The organism is Streptomyces sp. NPDC097617 (assembly GCF_044761485.1).
Classification (GTDB): domain Bacteria; phylum Actinomycetota; class Actinomycetes; order Streptomycetales; family Streptomycetaceae; genus Streptomyces.
Map to the genome: position 1 here is coordinate 28,206 of NZ_JBIWCL010000030.1, position 19,592 is coordinate 47,797.

The following is a 19,592-nucleotide window of genomic DNA, read 5'->3' on the forward strand; positions in this document are numbered from 1 at the left end:
GCCCCCTCGCCCCCTCGTCGCTCCTCGCTTCACCGGGCCACCGCCAGGCAGTACTCCTCGTCGCCGGCCAGGAGGTTGCGGTGGGTGTCCTCGGCGGTGATCACGCCGTCGTCCAGGACCAGAACGCGGTCGGCGGCGTCCAGCAGGGCCGGGCTGCTGGTGATCACGACGGTGGTTCGGCCCCGGCGCAGCTCGGCGATGTTGCGTGCGATGAGCTGCTCGGTGACCGCGTCCACGGCCGTGGTCGGATCGTGCAGGACGAGGATGTCGGTGTCGGCGGCCAGGGCACGCGCCAGGGAGAGCCGCTGGCGCTGTCCTCCGGAGAGGTTCGCGCCGCGGTCGCGGACTTCGTGGTCGAGCCCCTCTCGGTGGAGGGCGACGACATCGGTCAGCATGGACGCCTCGACGGCCGCGTCGACGGACCGGCTGGTGCCCGACGGATCGATGTTCGTACGGAGGGTGCCCGCGAAGATCTCGCCGTCGTACGGGTTCACGAGCATGTGCCCGCGCACCGCCTCGATCGACAGCGCGGCCAGTTCCTCCCCGCTGACCCGCACCGCTCCCTCGTACTCGTGCGGCGCCACCTTCACGGCCAGGATCGCGGCGAGGTCGGCCGCCGCGCGCGGCCGGTAGACGGCGATCGCCGCGAACTCGCCGGCCGGAACCTGGAACTTCAGGTCGCGCAGGGCCCCGTACCGGACGCAGTCGATCTCCAGGTCCCCACCGGCCGCCGGGCACTCGGGGCCCGGCGTGGCCCTCGGTGGCGCGGTCAGCACCAGGGCCATCCGCTCGGCCGAGGCGCGCGCCATCATCACGTACTTGGGCATGTCCGAGAACAGCTTCAGCGGCTCCATGATGAACTGCGCGAGTCCTACCGCCATGACGAGCTCCCCCACAGTGATCCGGCCCTCGAAGGCCAGCCATCCCGCCGTCAGGGTCACGCCGGCGGCGAGCGCCGCGTTGAGGGCCGTCGCGGTGCCCGTGTACACGCCGTTCACCCCGGCCACGGTGATCGCCTGGTGCTTGGCCTCGGTGCTGACCTTCCGGTAGGACCCGAAGGCCGCGTGGTTGCCGCCGAAGCCGTGCAGCGGGCGCAGGCCGGTGATCAGGTCGGCCACCTTGGCGCCGGCCCGGGCCACCCGGGCCTGCTGTTCGCGGGTGCTGGAGCCGATCCGCTTGGACATCACGCTCAGGATGGACAGGATCAGGGCGGTACCCACGATCACCAGCAGGCCGAGCCGGATGTCGGCCAGCCCCAGGGCGACCGCCGCGACCAGCACGGCGACCAGGGAGCTGATCAGCAGGGGCACCACCTCGATGATGTCGGCCGTCTGGTCGGCGTCCTCGGTGGCGATGGTCAGCACCTCGCCGGACTTGAGGCCGGCGTCGCGGGCGACGGGCTGCAGTCCGCAGTCCGCGACCTTCACCCGCCAGCGGTGCGCCTCGGTCGTGTTGGCCTTCTGCAGGATGCGCATGCCGAACCGCCACGACAGCGACACGGTCGTGATGATCACGGCGAGTACGCCGATCGACAGGGCGAGCGCACCGGGGCTGCGGTCCTGCATCGTGTGCTCGACGATCAGGCCGAGCGCGATGGGGAAGGCGGTCTCACCGGCCTGGTACAGGCCCATGAGGACGGTGCCCCAGGTCATGGCGCCCATGTTGCGGCGCAGGGCCGTCTTGAGGATGTCGGACCCCGGTCGGGTCCGCTGCGCGTCAGGAGTCTTCATCGAGGTGGCGGGCAATCATTTCCGGGGTTCGCAGGGTGAACAGGTCGCGGACCGTGACCACAGGACCGTACTCCCGGCGGAGCAGGCCGATCAGCCGCACCGCCAGCATGGAGTGCCCTCCGAGGGACACGAAATCGCTCAAGGCGCTCACCTCGTCGTCGTCCAGGTCGAGTGCTTCGGCGAAGAACTCGCAGACCACGGTCTCGGTCTCGGTCTCCGGTCCGCGCTCCCCCGCCGTGGTCAGTGTGCCGAGCGGCCTGGCCTCCGGCAACGCCTTGGTGTCCGCCTTCCCGTTCACGGTCAGCGGGATGCGGTCGACCTGGGCGTAGTGCGTCGGGCGCAGGAAGTCCGGCAGTGCGGCGCCCACCTCGGTGGCGACGGCCGCGAGGTCGCCGCCGTCCGGGCCACCGAGTACGAGGTAGGCGGCGAGCCGGTACGCGCCGTCGACCTGCGGGTCGGGCTGCGCGACCGCGGCGACGAACCGGACCGCCGGGTGCGCCGCGAAGACGGCCTCGACCTCGCCCGGTTCGACGCGGTGTCCGCGGATCTTGACCTGCTGGTCGGTGCGGCCCAGGTACATCAGGTTCCCGTCGGGCCGCCGGGACACCAGGTCCCCGGTGCGGTACATGCGTGTGCCGGGTGCGCCGAACGGGCAGGCCACGAACCGGTCCGCGGTCTGGGCGCTCTGCCCGAGGTAGCCGCGCGCGATGCCGATGCCCGCCACGTACAGCTCGCCGGGCGCTCCGTCCGGCAGCGGCCGCAGCCACGGGTCCAGGACGTACACGTCCGTGTTGTCGATGGCCACGCCCACGACCGGGTCCTGGCATTCGAAGGTGCCGACGCCCAGGGTGTTGATGGTGTATTCGGTGGGTCCGTACAGGTTGTAGCCGACGGTGCCCTCGGTCTCGGCGAGCCGCTGCCACAGGGTCGGGGTGACGGCCTCGCCGCCCAGCAGCACCAGGGCCGGCCGCCGGGCGGGGTGGTCGAGCAGGCCCTCGGCCACCAGTTGCTGGGCGTAGGTCGGGGTCACGTTGATGACGTCGATCCCGTACTCCGTGCAGTACTCGACCAGTCGGGGGGCGTCGCGGCGCAGTTCCTCGTCGCAGATGTGCACTTCGTGGCCGTCGGCCAGCCAGAGCAGTTCCTCCCACGACATGTCGAAGGCGAACGACACGGTGTGCGCGATGCGCAGGACCCGGTGGTCGTGTTCGGCGAGCACCGGCTCGAAGATGCGGCGCTGGTGGTTGACGAGCATGTTGGTGAGCCCGGCGTACTCGGTCACCACGCCCTTGGGCCGCCCGGTGGATCCGGAGGTGTAGATCGTGTAGGCGGGGTGGCGCAGCCGGTCCGGGTCGTCCGGGTCGAAGGTCACGTACGGTTCGGCCGCTGGCAGGGGCCGGTCCAGCTCGATCAGCTCGCCGGTCAGCCGGGGCGCCACGGCTGCAACGGTGAGGGTCACGTCCGGGCGGGCGTCGGCCACGATGGCGGCGATCCGCTCGTCGGGGTGGTCCAGCTCCAGCGGGACGTAGGCGGCGCCCACGCGCAGTACGGCGAACAGCGCCACGACCCAGTCGAGGGAGCGGGGGATCGCGAGGGCCACCGTCCTCTCGGGTCCGATGCCTCGGGCGGCGAGCACGCCCGCCAGCTCCCGGCTGCGGTCCCGCAGCCGCCCGAAGGTCATGGTCCGGCCGTGCGCGACGAGCGCGACGCGCTGCGGGTCCCGGTCGGCCGCCCGGTCGAACCGGTCGACGACGGTGTCCGTGCCGATGTCCGTGCGGTCGGCGGGCTCGGGTGCCGGCCCCGGGCCCGGCAGCGCGCCCACCGGTCCGGTCCACGTGGTCAGGTCCCCGAGCACGGTCAGGTAGTCGTCGAGCAGGCGCCGGGCGGCCGGGGTGTCGTGGTCGCGGTACTCCAGCTTGACCGTGAGCCGCTCGCCCGGGGTGACGACCCAGGTGAACGGGTAGTGCGTGGAGTCGTCGGCCCGTACGGCCATGATCCCGTGCCGGGCGTTCATCTCGGCGAACGCGTCCATGTCCAGGAAGTTCTGGAGCACGAACAGGTTGTCGAAGAGGGTGTCGTGTCCGCCGGCCCGCTGGATCTCGCCGAGCCCGAGGTGCTCGTGCTCCATCGCCTCGACGCGGGCCGCCTGTACGGAGGTCAGGTAGTCCCGGACCGTGTCGTACGGCCGGGCCCGCGTCCACATCGGCACCGTGTTGAGCAGGACGCCGACGACCTCGGCGAGGCCCTCGCCCTCGCGGCCGGAGACGGTCACGCCGAAGACGGCGTCGGAGCGGCCCGTGTGTGCGCCGAGCAGCAGGCCGAAGGCACCGGTCAGTACCGAGTTCAGGGTGACGCCGTTGGTGCGGGCCAGCTCGCGCAGGCGCTCCGAGCCTTCGGCGGAGAGCGTGTGCACGAGTGTGCGGGGCAGGTCGTCGGCCAGGGTCGGCGCCGGTCCGGCGAGCAGCGTCGGGCCGGGGAGGCCGCTCAGGTGCCGCGCCCAGAAGCGTTCGGAGACGGCCGGGGCCTTGGCGTCGAGCGCCCGGGCGTAGTCCTCGAAGCCCGGCGTGGCCGGGGCCGGGGAGGTCAGCCGGCCCGCGACGGCGGCCTCGTAGGCGTCGAACAGATCCCGCAGCACGATCTCGCGGGACCAGCCGTCCCACAGCAGCAGGTGGTAGCTCAGCAGCAGGCCGTCCCGGCCGTCGGGCAGCCGCACCACGGTCAGGCGGATCAGCGGGGGCTCTCCCGGGTCGAATCCGGTGTCGCGGTCCCGGATGAGCAGGGCGTCGACCTCGGCGTCCGTCGCGAGGTCGATCGTACGGACGCCGACCCACCGGCCGGCGCCCAGGACCTGGACGGCCCTGCCCTCGTCGTCGGTGGTGAAGCCGGCCCCGACGACCGGGTGCCGGGCGATCACCCAGGCCATCGCCTCGGCGAGTGCGTCGGCGTCCAGGCGGCGGTCGAAGGTGAACCAGCTCTGCGCGACGTAGTGTCCGGCCGGGCCCGCCAGCTGCGCCTGGAAGAACAGGCCGCGCTGGAGCGGGGTGACCGGGGCGGTGCGCTCGGCCGTCGTGGCGGCGTCCGCGATGTGTTCCAGTGCGGCGCGCCAGTGCTCGGTGATCTCGTCGGGTACGCCCTCGGCGAGGGTGAAGACCGCGTGCAGGCTTCCGGTGGCGGCGTCCGTCCAGGCGTTGACCTCGACGGCGTAGGGGCTGCCCTGGTCGCCGCCGGTGACGGGGAGCGCCTGCGACTCACTGCCCCGGCCCAGGTAGTTGAACAGCACCTGCGGGCGGGCGGTCAGCAGGGGGGCCGTCTGCGGGTTGAGGTACCTGAGCCGGCCGTACGCGACGTGCGCGTGCTCGTCCGGCCGGCGTGCGGCGACCTCGCGCGCCGCCGCGACGGGGTCGGTGTGCGCCGTGAGGCGCACGGGGGCGATGGAGGTGAACCAGCCGACCGTACGGGTGTAGTCGTGGTGGGGCAGCGCCGGGACGCGGCCGTGCCGCTCCAGCTCGATCGCGAGATCGGTGGGCGCGGACTGGACACGGGTCAGCGCGGCGCGCAGGGCGCCGCACAGCAGCTCGGTGAGGCCGATGCCGAGTGCGGCGGGCGCGGTGCGCGTCACGTGGTCGCCGACCGCGGGCGGGAGCACGACCGCGGTCTCGCGCAGCCGCTGGACCGCGGGCAGCAGCGCGGGCGCCTGGAGGGTGGTGATCCAGTGCCCGAGGTCGTCGGTCTCGTGGGCGCCGGGGTCCGCCAGCGCCCGCGCGTACGCGGCGTAGGAGGTGGTGGGCGGCGCGAGCGCCGTCCCGCGCAGGGCGGCGGCGATGTCGTCCAGCAGGACCAGCCAGGACACGGCGTCGACGGCGAGGTGGTGCACGGTGACCACCAGGGTCCGGCTCGCCTCCAGCCAGGAGAAGGCGATGACGTCCCCGGCCTCGGGGTCGAGCCGTCCGGCGGCCTCGTTCGCCGCGGCCGTCGGGTCGGGCGCCTGGCTCCGTACGACGGTGACCGGGCGGGCGGGATCGGTGCGCAGGGCCCACACCCCGTGCGCGACGAGCAGCCGAAGCCGCAGGGCGGGGTGCGCGGCGACGACGGCGTGCGCGGCGCGCTCGACATCGGCGAACCCGGTGCCCTCGGCCGCGACCAGGGCCCTGGCCTGGGCGAAGCGGGCCAGGGATCCGCCGAGTTCGCGCCGGCGCAGGACGATCGGGGTCGGGGGCAGCGGGCCGTCCTCGGCGGGTACGAGGGCGGGTGCGACGGCGGCCGGCGCTGCGGCCCGCGGGGCGTTCACCGCCAACTGCTCGGCGAGTGCGCGCGGTGTCCTGAGCAGGAACACGTCCCGCGGGGCGATCGCGAGGCCCAGTGCCCGGGCGCGGTTGACGACCGTGATGGCGAGGATGCTGTCGCCGCCGGCCCGGAAGAAGTCGCTGTCGCCGTCCACGGCGACGCCGGGGAGGGTCTCGGTGAAGATGTCGACCAGCGCGGTGAGCGCGGAGCCGGTCGCGGCGACCGGCGGGGCGTGCGAAGCGGCCTGCTGGGCGAGGGCCTTGCGGTCCAGCTTGCCGTTGACGGTCAGCGGCAGGGCGTCGACCGGCAGGACCAGGCCGGGGACCATGTGGACGGGCAGCTTCGGGGCGAGCAGGCCGGCGAGGTCGGCGGGCACCCGGCCGACGACGTGCGCGACGAGGTGGTCCGCGCTGTCGGCCACGGTGACGGCCGCGTCGACCACACCGTCGAGTTCCCTGATCGCGGACTCCACCTCACCGAGCTCAACGCGGAAGCCCTTGAGCTGCACCTGGTCGTCGGCGCGTCCGGTGAACTCCAGCTCGCCGTCGAGCGTACGGCGGGCCAGGTCGCCCGTGTGGTACATGCGGGAGCCGTCGCCCGCGAACGGGTCCGCGACGAACCGGCCCGCGGTGAGGGCGGGCCGGCCCAGGTAGCCGAGGGAGACCTGGTCGCCGGCGACGTAGATGGCGCCCACCCGGCCCGGCGGGACGGGGCGCAGCCGGTCATCGAGCAGGTGGGTGACCAGGCCGGGGATCGGGCCGCCGATCGGGCTGACGTCGTCGCCGGGGCGGAAGTCCTTCTCGGTCAGGACCCGGTGGGTGACGTGCACCGTGGTCTCGGTGATGCCGTACATGTTGACCAGCTCGGGCGAGGCGGCGCCGTGCCGCTCCACCCAGGCGCGCAGCCGCCCGAGGTCCAGCGCCTCTCCCCCGAAGATGATCCGGCGCAGGGACGTGAGCGGCTCGTCGGCCTGCCCGTCGGCCTCGATGAACTGGTAGAAGGCCGACGGGGTCTGGTTGAGCACGGTCACCCGGCGCTCGCGCACCAGGCGGTGGAAGTCGACCGGGGAGCGGGTCAGCGCGTACTCGGGCACGAGCAGTTCACCGCCGTGCGCGAGGGCGCCCCACAGTTCCCACACGGCGAAGTCGAAGGAGTACGAGTGGAACTGGACCCATACGTCGTGCGGGCCGAAGTCCATGTCGGGTTGGGTGTTGGCGAGCAGGCTCACCACGCTGGAGTGCGGGACGACGACGCCCTTGGGCCTGCCGGTGGAGCCCGACGTGTAGATCACGTAGGCGGGATCGTGCGGGCCGGCGCAGGGCGCGGCGGCCCCGGGCGCGGCTGCCTCCCGTGCCTCCCGCGGCGCCGGCTCCTCGCCCTGGACGAGCACGCGGGCCGGTACGCCCGCCCGGGCCAGCAGCCGTGTGAAGCGCTCCCGGTGCTCCCGGTCCACCAGGACGACGTGCGGGGCCGCGTCGGCCAGGACGTACTCCAGCCGCGCCTCCGGGTAGGCGAGGTCCAGCGGTACGTAGGCACCGCCCGCGGTGACGATCGCGACCAGGGCGACGACCTGTTCGAGGGAGCGCGGGACGGCGACGGCGACGCGTTCGCCCGGCCGGACGCCGGCCGCGCGCAGGGTGGCGGCCAGCTCGTCCTTCGCGGCGGCCAGTTCGCCGTAGGTCAGGGACCGGCCGCCGCCGTCCAGGGCGCACTGGGTGACGGCGGTGGCGGCCGGATCGCGGTGCGCGGCGGCGTCGAAGAGCGCGCCGAGGGTCGTCGGGGCGGTCCGCGCGGGCAGCCGTTCGCTCGTGGGCGCGAGGGCGTCGACGAGGGCGTCGGGGCGGGTCAGCAGGCCGTCGAGGGTGCGGGTGAAGGTGTGCAGGATCCGCCGGGCGGTCGCCTCGCGCAGCAGCGCGCCGTCGTAGATCAGGTTGAAGCGCGGGCGGCCGTCGAGTGCGCGCTCCACCACCAGGGTCAGCGGGTAGTGCGGGGCGCCCTCGTTGACGATGCCGGTGATGGCCGGCGTGTCCTCGGGCCGGGGCAGAGCTGCCACGTCGGTCGCCACGTCGAACACCACCAGGGTGTCGAAGAGGGGTCCGGCGCCGCTCAGCCGGCTGATGCGCGCCAGGGAGACGTGCTGGTGGGCCAGCACCGCGCTCTGGTGCTCGCGCACCGAGCCGAGCAGGTCGCGCGCGGTGGCGGTGGCGGCCCACCGGGCGCGTACGGGGATCGTGTTGATGAACAGGCCCACCATGTCCCCGATACCGGGCACGTCCGCGTCGCGCCCGGAGACCGTGGAGCCGAAGACGACGTCCCGGGCGTGCAGGAGACCGCCCAGGGTGGCCGCCCAGGCGCTGTGCACGGCCACGCTGAGCGGTACACCGGCGGACCGGGCGGCCTCGTCGATGTCCGCCTCGGGCGGGGCGGAGGTGTCGTCGAACCGGTCGGAGGGCGTGTGGCCCTCGGCGACCAGCGAGGGGCCGGGGAGCCCGGCGAGCTCCTCGCGCCACACCCGGTCGCTCTCGTCCTCGTCGCGTGCGGCGAGCCAGCGCACGTAGTCGGTGAAGCCGCCGAGGGGGTACACGGTCCCCGGCGCGTGGTACTCGGTGAGCAGCGCGCGCAGCATCGGCGGTACGGACCAGCCGTCGGCGATGATGTGGTGCACGGTCTGCACCAGGACGCTGCGGCCGGAGCCCGTGCGGATCAGCGTGTACCGCATCAGCGGACCGCTCGCCAGGTCGAAGCCGGCGCGGCGGTCCCGCTCGGCGTGCTCGCGGATCTCCTCGTCGGTGATGCCGGGGCGGTCCAGCGTGGTGAAGGGGGCCTCCACCCCGCTCTCCAGGACGGATACCACGCGGCCGTCGGCGAGGGCCACGAACCGCGCGGCCAGGTTGGGGAACAGGGTGAGCAGCCGGGTGGCCGCCGCGGCGAGGCGGACGGCGTCCACCTCCCCCTCCAGGGTGAGCAGTTGCTGTTCGACGTAGCTGCCCGCGGAGTCGTCGTCGAAGACCGAGTGGAAGTACAGGCCCTCCTGGAGCGGGGTCAGCGGCAGGACCTCGCGCAGCGCCGGGCCGTCCAGCTCGTCGACATCGGCCTGGGTGAGCGCGGACAGCGCGAAGTCGCTGGGAGAGTGGCCGCCCGTGTCGAGCACCGCCAGGGCGGCCAGGGCCTCCCGGAAGTAGCGGCCGATGGTCTCGACGTCCCCGTCGGTGAGCAGTCCGTCGGGCCAGGAGAGGGTGGTGACCAGCTCGTACGCGCCGCCGGACGGGGCGGGTTCGGCGATCGCGTTGAACTCCAGGACGCGGGGCAGCCGCATGCGCGGATCGCGCTTCTCGCCCAGCTGGCCGGTGGTCCGGGCGAGCTCCCAGTCCCCGGACGAGCCTGCGTCGAAACGGCCCAGGTAGTTGAACAGCACCTGCGGGGCCGGGGCGTCGAAGCCGGCGCCCGCCAGGTGGCGCAGGGCTCCGTAGGAGAGGCCGTTGCCCGGTACCCGGGCGAGGTCCTCCTTGACCGCCTTGAGCGCGGCCGCCAGGTACGCGGGGTCCGTGGGGTCGGTGGCCGCGCCGGGGTCGACGGTCACCGGGAACAGGGTGGTGAACCAGCCCACGGTCCGCGACAGTTCCGGCTCGAAGCCGGCGGAGTCCGCCAGGTGGCGGCCTTCGCGGCCGTGGCCCTCCAGCTCGATGTGGGCGAACGTCTGGTCCTGCCCGAGGTCGCGGCGCCACCGGGCGAGGGTGACGGCGAGCGCGGTGAGCAGCACGTCGTTGACGCCGGCGTGGAAGCGGGCGGGGATCTCGCCCAGCAGCGCGGCCGTGATGTCGGGGCCGACCGTGAGGGTCGTCGTCCGCTCCCGGGCGACGGTGTCGGCCTCGGCCAGGGCGCGCCGGCCGAGCGGCTCGTCCGGCCCCGGCAGGGGACGCCGGTAGTACCCGCGGTCCGCGTCGAAGTCCGCGCGCGCCAGCAGCTGCGTCCAGCGGCGCAGCGATGTCCCCACCGGCGGCAGGTCGATGGGTGCGCCCGAGACGAACCAGCGCCACGCCGTGGAGAGGTCCTCCATCAGGATCCGCCAGGACACGCCGTCGATGACCACGTGGTGGGCGACCAGGACCAGTTGGCGCGCCTCGCGGCGCCAGACGGCGCGCAGCATCACGCCGCCGGCCGGGTCCAGCGCGTCGGTGGCGAGGGCGACGCACTCGTCGAGCGGCCGGTCGCTCTCCTGCCAGGACGCCGCGGCCCGGTCGGCCTCAGGTATCTCGAAGCTCCAGCGCTCACCCCGCACCAGCTTGGCCCGCAGCATGTCGTGCCGCGCGACCACGGCGGTGAGGATCGCGTCGAGGGCTTCGGCCGTCAGGTTCGCCGGGGTGTTCAAGGCCAAGGACTGCACGAAACCGTCGACGGCGTCGGTGGTCTCGCCGAGCCACTGGACGATGGGCAGGCCCACGACGGCGCCGGTGGCGACGTCGCCGTGGTCCACGGCGGCCGCCTCGCGGTCCGCGACCGCCGCCAGGGCGCCCACGACGCTGTTGGTGAAGATCTGACGGGCCGTGACGTGGAGGCCCGCTTCGCGCAGGGCGCTCAGCAGGGAGATCGCCAGGATGCTGTCCCCGCCGAGCCGGAAGAAGTCCTGGTCGACGCCGACCGCTTCGCGCCGCAGCACCGCCGCGACGGCCGCGCACGCCAGGCGTTCGTTCTCGGTGACGGGCGGGGCGAGCACGCCCGATCCGGTGACGGGCTCGGGCAGCGCGCCGCGGTCCAGCTTGCCGTTCGCGGTGAGCGGGAACTCCTTCATCACGACGATGTGGGCGGGCACCATGTACTCCACCATGTGCCCGGTGGCCCATTGCCCGACCTCGTCCGCGCGCAGGTCCTCGCTCCCGGCGGCCGGGATCACGTACCCCACGAGGTAGGTGCCGCCCGCCGTGTTCTTCTTCGCGACGACGCAGGTGTGCCGTACCGCGGGGTGTTCGGCGAGTCCGACCTCGACGTCCTCGATCTCCAGCCGCATGCCGCGGATCTTGATCTGGTTGTCGGCGCGGCCGAGGAAGTCCAGCGACCCGTCCGGGGTGAAGCGGGCGAGGTCACCGGTCCGGTACAGCCGGGACCCGTCCGCGGCGAAGGGGTTGGCGACGAACCGGGAGGCCGTGAGGCCGGGCGCGCCCACGTACCCGCGCCCGAGCAGGAACCCGCCCACGTACAGCTCGCCGCCGGCCCCGACCGGGACCGGGCGCAGCTCGCCGTCCAGTACGTACAGCTGGGTGTTGGGGTTGGGCCTGCCGATCGAGGTCGACAGGCGTTCGGCCGCGCCGCGGTAGACGACGTGCGAGACGCCGATCGTCGTCTCGGCCGGGCCGTAGCCGTGGTACATGGGTATGTCGAGCCGGGTGCGGAAGCGTTCGTACAGCTCGGGGGTCAGTACCTCGCCGCCGCACCAGACGTGGCGCAGGCTGTCCAGGCGTCCGGAGTCGCCGGCGATCTCCAGCAGGACGTCCAGCATGGACGACACCAGGTAGGTGAAGGTGACCCGCTGCTCGGCGATCACGCTCAGCAGGTGGTGCGGGTCGCGTTCGCCGCCGGGCCGCAGGATAACCAGCCTGCCGCCGCACACCAGGGGCAGGAAGATCTCGTTGATGGAGATGTCGAACGACAGGGGCGCCTTGAAGAGCGAGGCGTCGTCGTGGCCGAAGCCCAGGATCTCGTCGACCTGCCACAACAGGCGCTCGCTGATGGCCTCGTGGCGGATCATCGCGCCCTTGGGCCGGCCGGTCGAACCGGACGTGAAGATCACATAGGCGAGGGCGTCGCCGGGGACGGCGATCGCGGGGCCCTCGCCGGGGTAGGCGGAGAACCGCCAGTCGCCGAGGTCGACGGGGACGGCTTCGGGTTCGTCCGGGGCGTGCTCCTGCGAGGCGGCCAGTTGCAGTACGACGCGGGCGTCGTCGATGACGACGGACCGGCGCGCGGCCGGCCACTGCGGGTCGAGCGGTACGAAGGCGGCTCCCGCCCGGAGCACGCCGAGCAGGCCGATGACCATGGCGGCGGAGCGGTCCAGCGAAACGGCGACGATCTGTTCGGCGCCGATTCCGCGTTCGAGCAGGTGGTGGGCGAGCTGGGCGGAGAGCTCGTCCGCCTGGCGGTAGGTGAGCGTGCGGTGCTCGTCGACGACGGCGACGGCGTCCGGCCGCAGGCGTGCCTGCTCGCGGAACATCTCCACGATGGCCGGGCGGACCCGGTCCGCACCGGTGTCGTTCCACCGGGCGAGGGTCGCGAGCCGCACCTCGACGCCGGAGGGGCCGATGGTGGAGACGGGCCGGTCCGGGAAGTCGGCCAGATCGTCCAGCGCGAGCTGCGCGTCGGCGGGGAGGACGTCCTCGGGAACGGCGATGCTCCGGCCGCCCGCCGGGTCCGTGCCGATCTCCCAGCCGGTCGGCCCGGCGCCGCCGCTGTCCACCCAGCCGAGGACGTCGGCGAACAGCGTGCCCGGGGTGAGTTCCAGGCCGTCGGGGCTGCGGCCCGTTGCCCAGTACGCCAGCCCGATGGCGCACGCCCGGGCGACGGTCGCGTCGCAGTAGTCGCCGGAGCGCCGGCGCACATCGGCCAGGCGGGTGGGAGAAAGCAGCACGGTTCGAGCGGTCGATTCCGTCATCGAAGGCTCAACGCCCTTTCCAGATCGATAAGTTGACTCAACCGAAAAATGGGCCGGCCGGCTGGCTGCCTTCCCGCCAGGCCCGCCACAGTCGTGCGTAGCGGCCGCCGAGGGCCACCAGTTCCTCGTGCGTCCCCTGTTCCACGACCAGCCCCGCGTCCAGCACGGCGATCCGGTCCGCCGCCATCGCCTGGGTCAGCCGGTGGGCCACGAACAGCGTGGTCCGGCCCGCGCAGGCGGCGAGCACGGCCCGTTCCAGCTCGGCCGCGCCCTCGCTGCCCGCCTCCGCCGTGGACTCGTCGAGCACCACCACCGGCGTCCGGCCCAGTACCAGCCGGGCGAGCGCGATGTGGGCGACCTTGGTGACGTCGAGGCGTTCGCCGCCCTCGCCGACCAGGGTGTGCAGCCCGTCGGGCAGGGCGTCGACCCATCCGTCGGCGCCGACCGTGCGCAGGGCGTCCGCCAGTTCGGCGTCGCTCGCCCCGGGCGCGGCGAGCCGCAGGTCCTCGGCGAGCGGGCCGGAGAACACGTGGGTCTCCTGCGTCAGGATGCTCACCAGGGCCCGCGCCCCGGCCTCGTCCAGACCGGCGAGGTCGGTGGACCCTATGCGGACCGACCCGGCCTGCGGGGTGCCGATGCCCGCGATCAGCGCCGCGAGGGTCGACTTGCCTGCGCCCGTCGCCCCGACCAGCGCGAGCGAACCGCCGGCCGGGATCGTGAGGTCGACGTCCCGTACGACCGGCTCCTCGGAGTCGGGATAGCGGAAGGTCAGCCCCCGCACCTCGACGGCCACCGGGTGCGGCGGGTCGACCGCCCGCGCCGCGGCCGGCGCGCCCACCAGCCGCTCCTCCGCGTCCTCCTCCAGCACGCCGACGAGACGGGTCAGGCTCGCGCCCGACTTCTGCGCCTCGTCGAAGGTGAACATGATGGACCCGAGCGGGGTGAAGAGGCGGTGGAAGAGCAGCGGGGACGCCGACACCTCACCGAGGCTGGCGGCGTCGGCCTCCAGCAGGGCGTACCCGACCACGATGATCAGGGTGAGCCCGATGAACTCGGCGCGGTTCTCGCGGCCGACGAAGCGGCCGAAGAGCCGGAACACCTCGATGCCGAGTTCACGTACCCGCCACGACTCCTGGGTGACCTTCTCGCGGACAGCCCCTTCGAGGCGGTACGCCCGGACCGTGTCGATCCCGTTCAGTCCGCTGATCAGGGCCTGCGCGCGGTCGGCCTGGGCCACCCGCTGTTTGCGGTAGAGGGGGGCTGAGCGGGGCAGGTACCAGCGCAGCGCGAGGCCGTACGCGGGCAGCGCGCAGGCCCCGGCCAGTCCGAGCCGCCAGTCGAGGCCGAACATGCCGATGGTGGCGATGGCGACCAGTACGCCCGCCGAGAACACGGTGGGGACGGCCGTTCTGATGCCCTTGGACAGGACGGCCACGTCGTCGCCGACCCGGGAGAGCACGTCTCCCCGGCCGACCTGCTCGATCCGGGCGCTCGGCATGCCCAGCACCGCCCGGACGGCGCCTTCGCGCAGCCGGGCGAGCAGGTCGGCACCGAGGCGCCCGATGAGGTACGTCGACAGCGCGGTGGCCGCCGCGCCGAGCAGCGCGGCGGCCACCATCAACACCCCGGTCGTGACCAGGATCGAGCGCGGTCCGCCCGCGACCACCCCGTCGACGACCCGGCCGAGCAGGAGCAGCGGCAGTACCTGGAGCGCCGCCCCCGCCACCGTGGTGAACACGGTCGCGAAGGTCAGCCACGGCACCTCGCGGCAGTGCGCCGCCACCCAGCGGGCGGCCTCGCGTCCCGTCGTCGTGCGCAGGGTCGACGGGACGGCGCGCGTGGCGGTGATGCTCACACCTGACCGACCGACTTGACGAGTTCGTCGATCGCGTACGGCAGCGAGAGCAGGGTGCCCTGGGACATGGCCGCGCCGACGGCCGGGCCCTCGCTGTCGAGGAGGTAGGACACCTTTCCGTTCTTGACCGCGTTCAGGTTCGTGAACAGCTGGAACTTCTTCAGCGCTTCCCGGTCCGCCTTGTCGGCGATGACGAAGATGCGGTCGACGTCGACGAGGTCCATGCGCTCGGGGGAGAGCGTGGTGTAGAACTTGCCGTCCGCGATCTTGTCGATCTCGGCCTGGCCCTTGTACCCGATGCCCGTCACCAGCCTGCCGCGCACGTCGGTGGTGGTGAACGGGGCCACGGAGTCCTTGTACCAGGAGAGCGGGACGGCGGTCTGGTTCGCGAACTCGGGGTGCGCCTTCTTGGCCGCGTCGAGCTTGTCCTGGATGCCCTTGACCAGCTCGGTGCCCTTGGACTCCTGTCCGAGCGCCTTGGCGATGTGGACGGCGTTGTCCTGCCAGGGAGCGCTGAACGGCTCTTTCTCGGCCTTGGTGCGGCCCACCGTCGGGGCGATCTTGGAGAGCTTCTCGTAGCCCGCCTGGTCGATCTCGGAGTACACCGCGATGATCAGGTCCGGCCGCAGGGCCGCGATCTTCTCGTAGTTCGGGCCGGCGTCGCCGTTGCTCATGATGACTTCGGGGCGGGTCTCGCCCCACTTGTCCTTCACCCAGGGCCACTGGGTGTTGATGTCGGGGGACGTGCCGGGCGGGTTCGGGTACTGGTCGACCATGCCGACCGGCTTGATGCCGAACGCCAGGATGGCCTGGTCGTCGGTGTACCCGACCGAGACGACCCGCTGGGGGGCCTTCTCGACCTTCGTGGATCCGAAGGCGTGCTCCACGGTGACCGGGAACGTGCCTGCGGCGGCCGGCGCGTTGTCGCTCTTCTTGTCCGCCTTGTCCGCCGAGTCGGAACCGCATCCGGCGAGGAGCCCCACGCCGAGGGCCGCGAAGGACAGTGCCGCCGCCGCCCTCCGCCAGGGCTTCATACGTGTTGTTGGCTGGAGAAGCATCCGAAATCCCTTGCTTTCGTGCCGTCCGTTGCGGTTCCGCCCGAGGGCAGCCAAACCTTATCGCGCTCAAGTGAGGCTAGCCTAGCCTTACTTGCGCCGTAACTTCGTTTGATCTATGAGACGCGCACGTGGGCGCGGCCTATGGGGACGATGAGGGGCCGGTCCCCCACCGGGTCGTCGATCACCTTGGCCCGCAGCCCGAACGCCTCGTACAACAGCTCGGCGGTGATCACGTCACGGGGATGGCCCTGCGCGAGGATCGAACCGGCTTTCATCACGATGAGGTTGTCGCTGTAGCGCGTGGCCAGATTGAGGTCGTGCAGCACCAGGACCACGGTGCAGCCCGACTCGTGCAGGTCGTCCACCAGGTCGAGCACGTCGATCGCGTGCGCCAGGTCCAGGTAGGTGGTGGGCTCGTCCAGCAGCAGCAAATCGGTCCCCTGGGCCAGCGTCATCGAGATCCATACGCGCTGGCGCTGCCCGCCGGACAGTGCGTCGACAGGGCGGTCGGCCAGGTCGGACACCCCCGTCATGGCCAGGGCCCGCGCCACCACGTCGGCGTCGTCCGAGGACCACTGCCGCAGCCAACTCTGGTGCGGATGGCGGCCCCTGGCGACGAGGTCGGCCACCGTGAGCCCTTCCGGCGCGACCGGCGCCTGCGGCAGCAGGCCGAGCTTCTTGGCCACCTCCCGGGTCCGGAGCCGGCCGATGTCCTCCCCGTCCAGTACGACCGTTCCGCTGGTCGGCCGCAGCAGCCTCGACAGGGTCCGCAGCAGTGTCGACTTCCCGCATCCGTTGGAGCCGATGATCGTGGTGATCACCCGCGGCGGGATCGTGACGTGGAGATCGTCGATGACGGCACGGCCGCCGTACCCGACCGTGATCCCTCTGGCGGCCAGCCGCGAGGTCCCCTCTCCCCCGGACTCGATCCCGGCGATCTGCTGTACGGCCACAGCTCCCCCTGAAGTAGGCATGTCTGAAGAGGTATCGAGGTATCGGGGCATCGACTAGCGGAGGTTGGCCCGCACCAGCAGGTGGATGAGGAAGGGACCGCCGATCACCGCGGTCACCACGCCCACCGGGAGGGTGATCGGCAGCGCCGTACGGGCGACCAGGTCCGCGCCGATCAGCAGGAGGGCTCCCACCATCCCGGAGGCCGCCATCGGCGGGGTCGGGCACTTCGCCAGACGCATCGCCACCTGCGGCGCCACCAGCGCGACGAACGGGACCGGGCCGGCCGCGCTGACCGCCACACCGGCCAGCAGGACCGCGCAGAGCAGCAGCACCGCCCGCACCCGCGCGTAGCGGACGCCGAGCCCCGCCGCCACGTCGTCACCGAGGTGCAGCGGCTTGAACTGGAAGGCCACGCCCGTCACGACCGCCATCAGGGCGAGGGTGCACCACAGCGCGACGCCCACGTCGCCCCAGGACCGGTTGTCGAGCGAGCCGACCAGCCACGCCTGGGCCCGGGCGACGTCCCTGATGTCGGCCGTGACCAGCAGCCAGGTCGTGACGGCCTCCATCACGGCGCTCACCGAGATGCCGATGAGGATGAGCCGGAAGCCGTCGATCCCTCGCCGCCACGCCAGGAAGTACACGAGGAGACCCGTGCCGAGGCCGCCCGCGAGCGCCGCCCCGGACAGACCCACGGAGTTGACGACCGCCGCGGCGGTGCCGCCGGACACGGTCACCAGGAACACCGCGACCGCGCCGGCGCCCCCAGTGATCCCCAGGATGTCCGGGCTGGCCAGCGGGTTGCGCGCGATGGACTGGGTGATCGCCCCGGACACCCCCAGCGCCACCCCCACGACCAGCCCGGCCAGGGCGCGCGGCATCCGCAGGTCCATGATCACGAACTTGTCGACCTGCTCGCCCCCGCCCAGGAGCGTGGTGATCACCTGGGACAGTCCGATCGGGAAGTCCCCGACGCCGATGGACAGGCAGAACACGAGGAAGGCGGCCGACGCCAGCAGCAGCGTCACGCACACGACCCACGGCCGCCACACGAACGAGACCGGGCCGAGCCGCACGCCCGGCGTCACCGGTGCCTTCACTTCGGTCCCCGTCATGCGCTCTTGAACTTTCCGCGCCACACCAGAGCCGCGAAGAAGGGGGCGCCGAGCAGGGCCACGACCACACCCGCGTCCAGCTCCCCCGGCCGCACCAGCAGCCGCCCCGCCATATCGCAGACCAGCAGCACGATGGCGCCGAGCAGACCCGCGTACGGCACCAGCCACCGGTAGTCCGGCCCGGTCAGGTACCGGGCCATGTGGGCCACCATCAGGCCGAGGAAGGCGATGGGGCCGCACGCCGCCGTCGCCGCTCCCGCCAGCAGGGTGATGGCGATGATGCCGACGGTGCGACTCAGTGCGATGTTCACCCCCAGCCCCCGTGCGACGTCGTCGCCGAGGTTGAGCAGGTTCAGGGCGGGCAGTGTGATCAGCGCCAGGACCAGCCCGACGGCGATGAACGCGACCACCGGCCGGATGACGTCGAATCCGACACCGGCCACGGAGCCCGCGTTCCAAAAGCGCAGGGCGTTCAGCGAGGCCTTGTCCGAGAGCGCCACCGCCGTCGTCATCGCGGCGAGGAACACGGTGACCCCTTGCCCGGCGAGTGCGAGGGTCAGCGGGTTGCCGGCCCCCCGGCCGATGCTCGCCAGCCCGAAGACGATGACACCGGCGACCGCGGCGCCCACGAAGGCGAACCAGACGTACTGGAAGGGGTTGGCGAAGCCGAAGAGCGCGATCACCAGCACCACACAGAACGAGGCGCCCGAGTTCACCCCCAGCAGGCCCGTGTCGGCGATCGGATTGCGCGTGTACCCCTGGATCAGCGCCCCGCCGACCCCCAGGGCCACGCCCGCCACGACCGCGAGCACCGTGCGGGGCACGCGTACGGTCCGCACGATGAGCCGTATCTCGGTGAGCCGCTGATCGGGATCCGGCGGGGCCGACAGCCCGCGCCACACCTCGCCGGGGGTCAGCGCCCGCGCGCCGACGGCCAAGGACACCACCATGGCGGCCAGGAGGACCAGTACCAGGATCACCGAACCGGCAACCCGCCGCCGACGGGCCTCTGTTACGCCCCTGGGCACGGGGCGTTCCACTGCGATCGGGCCCATGTTTCTCTACGTCGTCCCTTCGAGCCGCCGGGAGGGAAGCATGGTCAGCGGGCCGTAACTTAGGTAAAGCTAAGCTGATTCCATGCCGCACTGTCGATAGACAAATCGGGCAGTCGGGAGCGCGATCCCGCGAACGCGCCCCCATACGCGTGGCGTTGAATGCTTAGGTAAGCCTAGCCTTAGTTGCACTGTACACGTCGTTCCTCGCCCAGGGCGTGACAGCGGTGCGCCCCGGCCGCCGCCCCCGGTTTCCGGGGGCGGACGACCGGGGCGCACGCCCGGTCCTCGGGACGTCGAGCCGTCAGGTGTGCAGGCGGCTGTTGGGGCCGTCCTGGTCTCCGGCGCTCTCGTCGTTGAACCAGTAGTCCCCGGCCGCCAGGTACCGGAAGGAATGGGTGCTCCTGCTGGGCAGCTCGACCGTGACGGCGCGCTTGCCGTCCTTCCGGCGGGCCAGGGTGTGGACACCGGGCTGCCAGTCGTTGAAGTCGCCCACCACGCTGACCGGTCCCGGCGGGGTGTCGACGGGCAGGATGAAGGTGACCTCGGTGTGGTCCTTGCGCAGCGTGCGCTCCAGCATGGTGAGCTCCTGACAACGGCAGTGGGGGTGGTACGCCGCCCATCGTCGGCGGCGTACGCACCGGACGCACCCCGGCGCCGCCACTCCCGGCGCGGACCCACCACATCGAGTGACCCGCGGGCGCGCAATGTCACCCTGCGTGTCGGCGTCCTGCCCACGGACCCGCCGCCTCCGCACCTGTCAAGGCACGAATGACCGGGACTACGGTCCCGTCCCGCCCCCGGGCACCGTGGAAACCGACCTTCCCGCGCGCGAGCAGGAACGAAGCGCCGGTCGCCACGGGGAGGCCTCCGCGGACCGCCGGGCAGGGGCCTTCGCGAC

General features: G+C 72.6%; 8 protein-coding genes. All 8 read right to left on the minus strand.

Features of this window, described 5'->3' with window-relative positions:
• Nucleotides 1-29: 29 nt before the first annotated feature.
• Complete coding sequence (locus ACIQZO_RS34245) at nucleotides 30-1,730, minus strand: ABC transporter ATP-binding protein (protein ID WP_403634017.1); 1,701 nt, start codon at nucleotides 1,728-1,730, stop codon at nucleotides 30-32.
• Nucleotides 1,717-12,657, minus strand: a complete 10,941-nt coding sequence (locus ACIQZO_RS34250; RefSeq protein WP_403634019.1) for an amino acid adenylation domain-containing protein — start codon at nucleotides 12,655-12,657, stop codon at nucleotides 1,717-1,719. The genes ACIQZO_RS34245 and ACIQZO_RS34250 overlap by 14 nt, the downstream gene beginning before the upstream one ends.
• A 37-nt stretch (nucleotides 12,658-12,694) precedes the next feature.
• The gene (locus ACIQZO_RS34255; RefSeq protein ID WP_403634021.1) at nucleotides 12,695-14,512 is read right to left on the minus strand and encodes an ABC transporter ATP-binding protein; all 1,818 of its coding nucleotides are present in this window, start codon (nucleotides 14,510-14,512) and stop codon (nucleotides 12,695-12,697) included.
• On the minus strand, nucleotides 14,509-15,570 hold the full coding sequence (locus ACIQZO_RS34260) for an iron-siderophore ABC transporter substrate-binding protein (RefSeq protein ID WP_403634024.1): 1,062 nt from the start codon (nucleotides 15,568-15,570) through the stop codon (nucleotides 14,509-14,511). Before ACIQZO_RS34260 ends, ACIQZO_RS34255 begins: the two co-directional genes overlap by 4 nt.
• A gap of 113 nt (nucleotides 15,571-15,683) precedes the next feature.
• Nucleotides 15,684-16,544 (minus strand): ABC transporter ATP-binding protein, encoded by an 861-nt coding sequence (locus ACIQZO_RS34265; RefSeq protein ID WP_403634026.1) that lies wholly within the window; start codon nucleotides 16,542-16,544, stop codon nucleotides 15,684-15,686.
• Between the two features lie 33 nt (nucleotides 16,545-16,577).
• Entirely contained in the window at nucleotides 16,578-17,639 is a 1,062-nt protein-coding gene (locus tag ACIQZO_RS34270) for a FecCD family ABC transporter permease (protein ID WP_403634029.1), read from the minus strand.
• A complete protein-coding gene (locus ACIQZO_RS34275) occupies nucleotides 17,636-18,694 on the minus strand; it encodes a FecCD family ABC transporter permease (RefSeq protein ID WP_403634032.1) in 1,059 nt (352 codons plus the stop codon). Before ACIQZO_RS34275 ends, ACIQZO_RS34270 begins: the two co-directional genes overlap by 4 nt.
• Nucleotides 18,695-18,995: 301 nt before the next feature.
• The gene (locus ACIQZO_RS34280) at nucleotides 18,996-19,271 is read right to left on the minus strand and encodes an isoamylase early set domain-containing protein (RefSeq protein WP_403634034.1); all 276 of its coding nucleotides are present in this window, start codon (nucleotides 19,269-19,271) and stop codon (nucleotides 18,996-18,998) included.
• Nucleotides 19,272-19,592 lie beyond the last annotated feature (321 nt).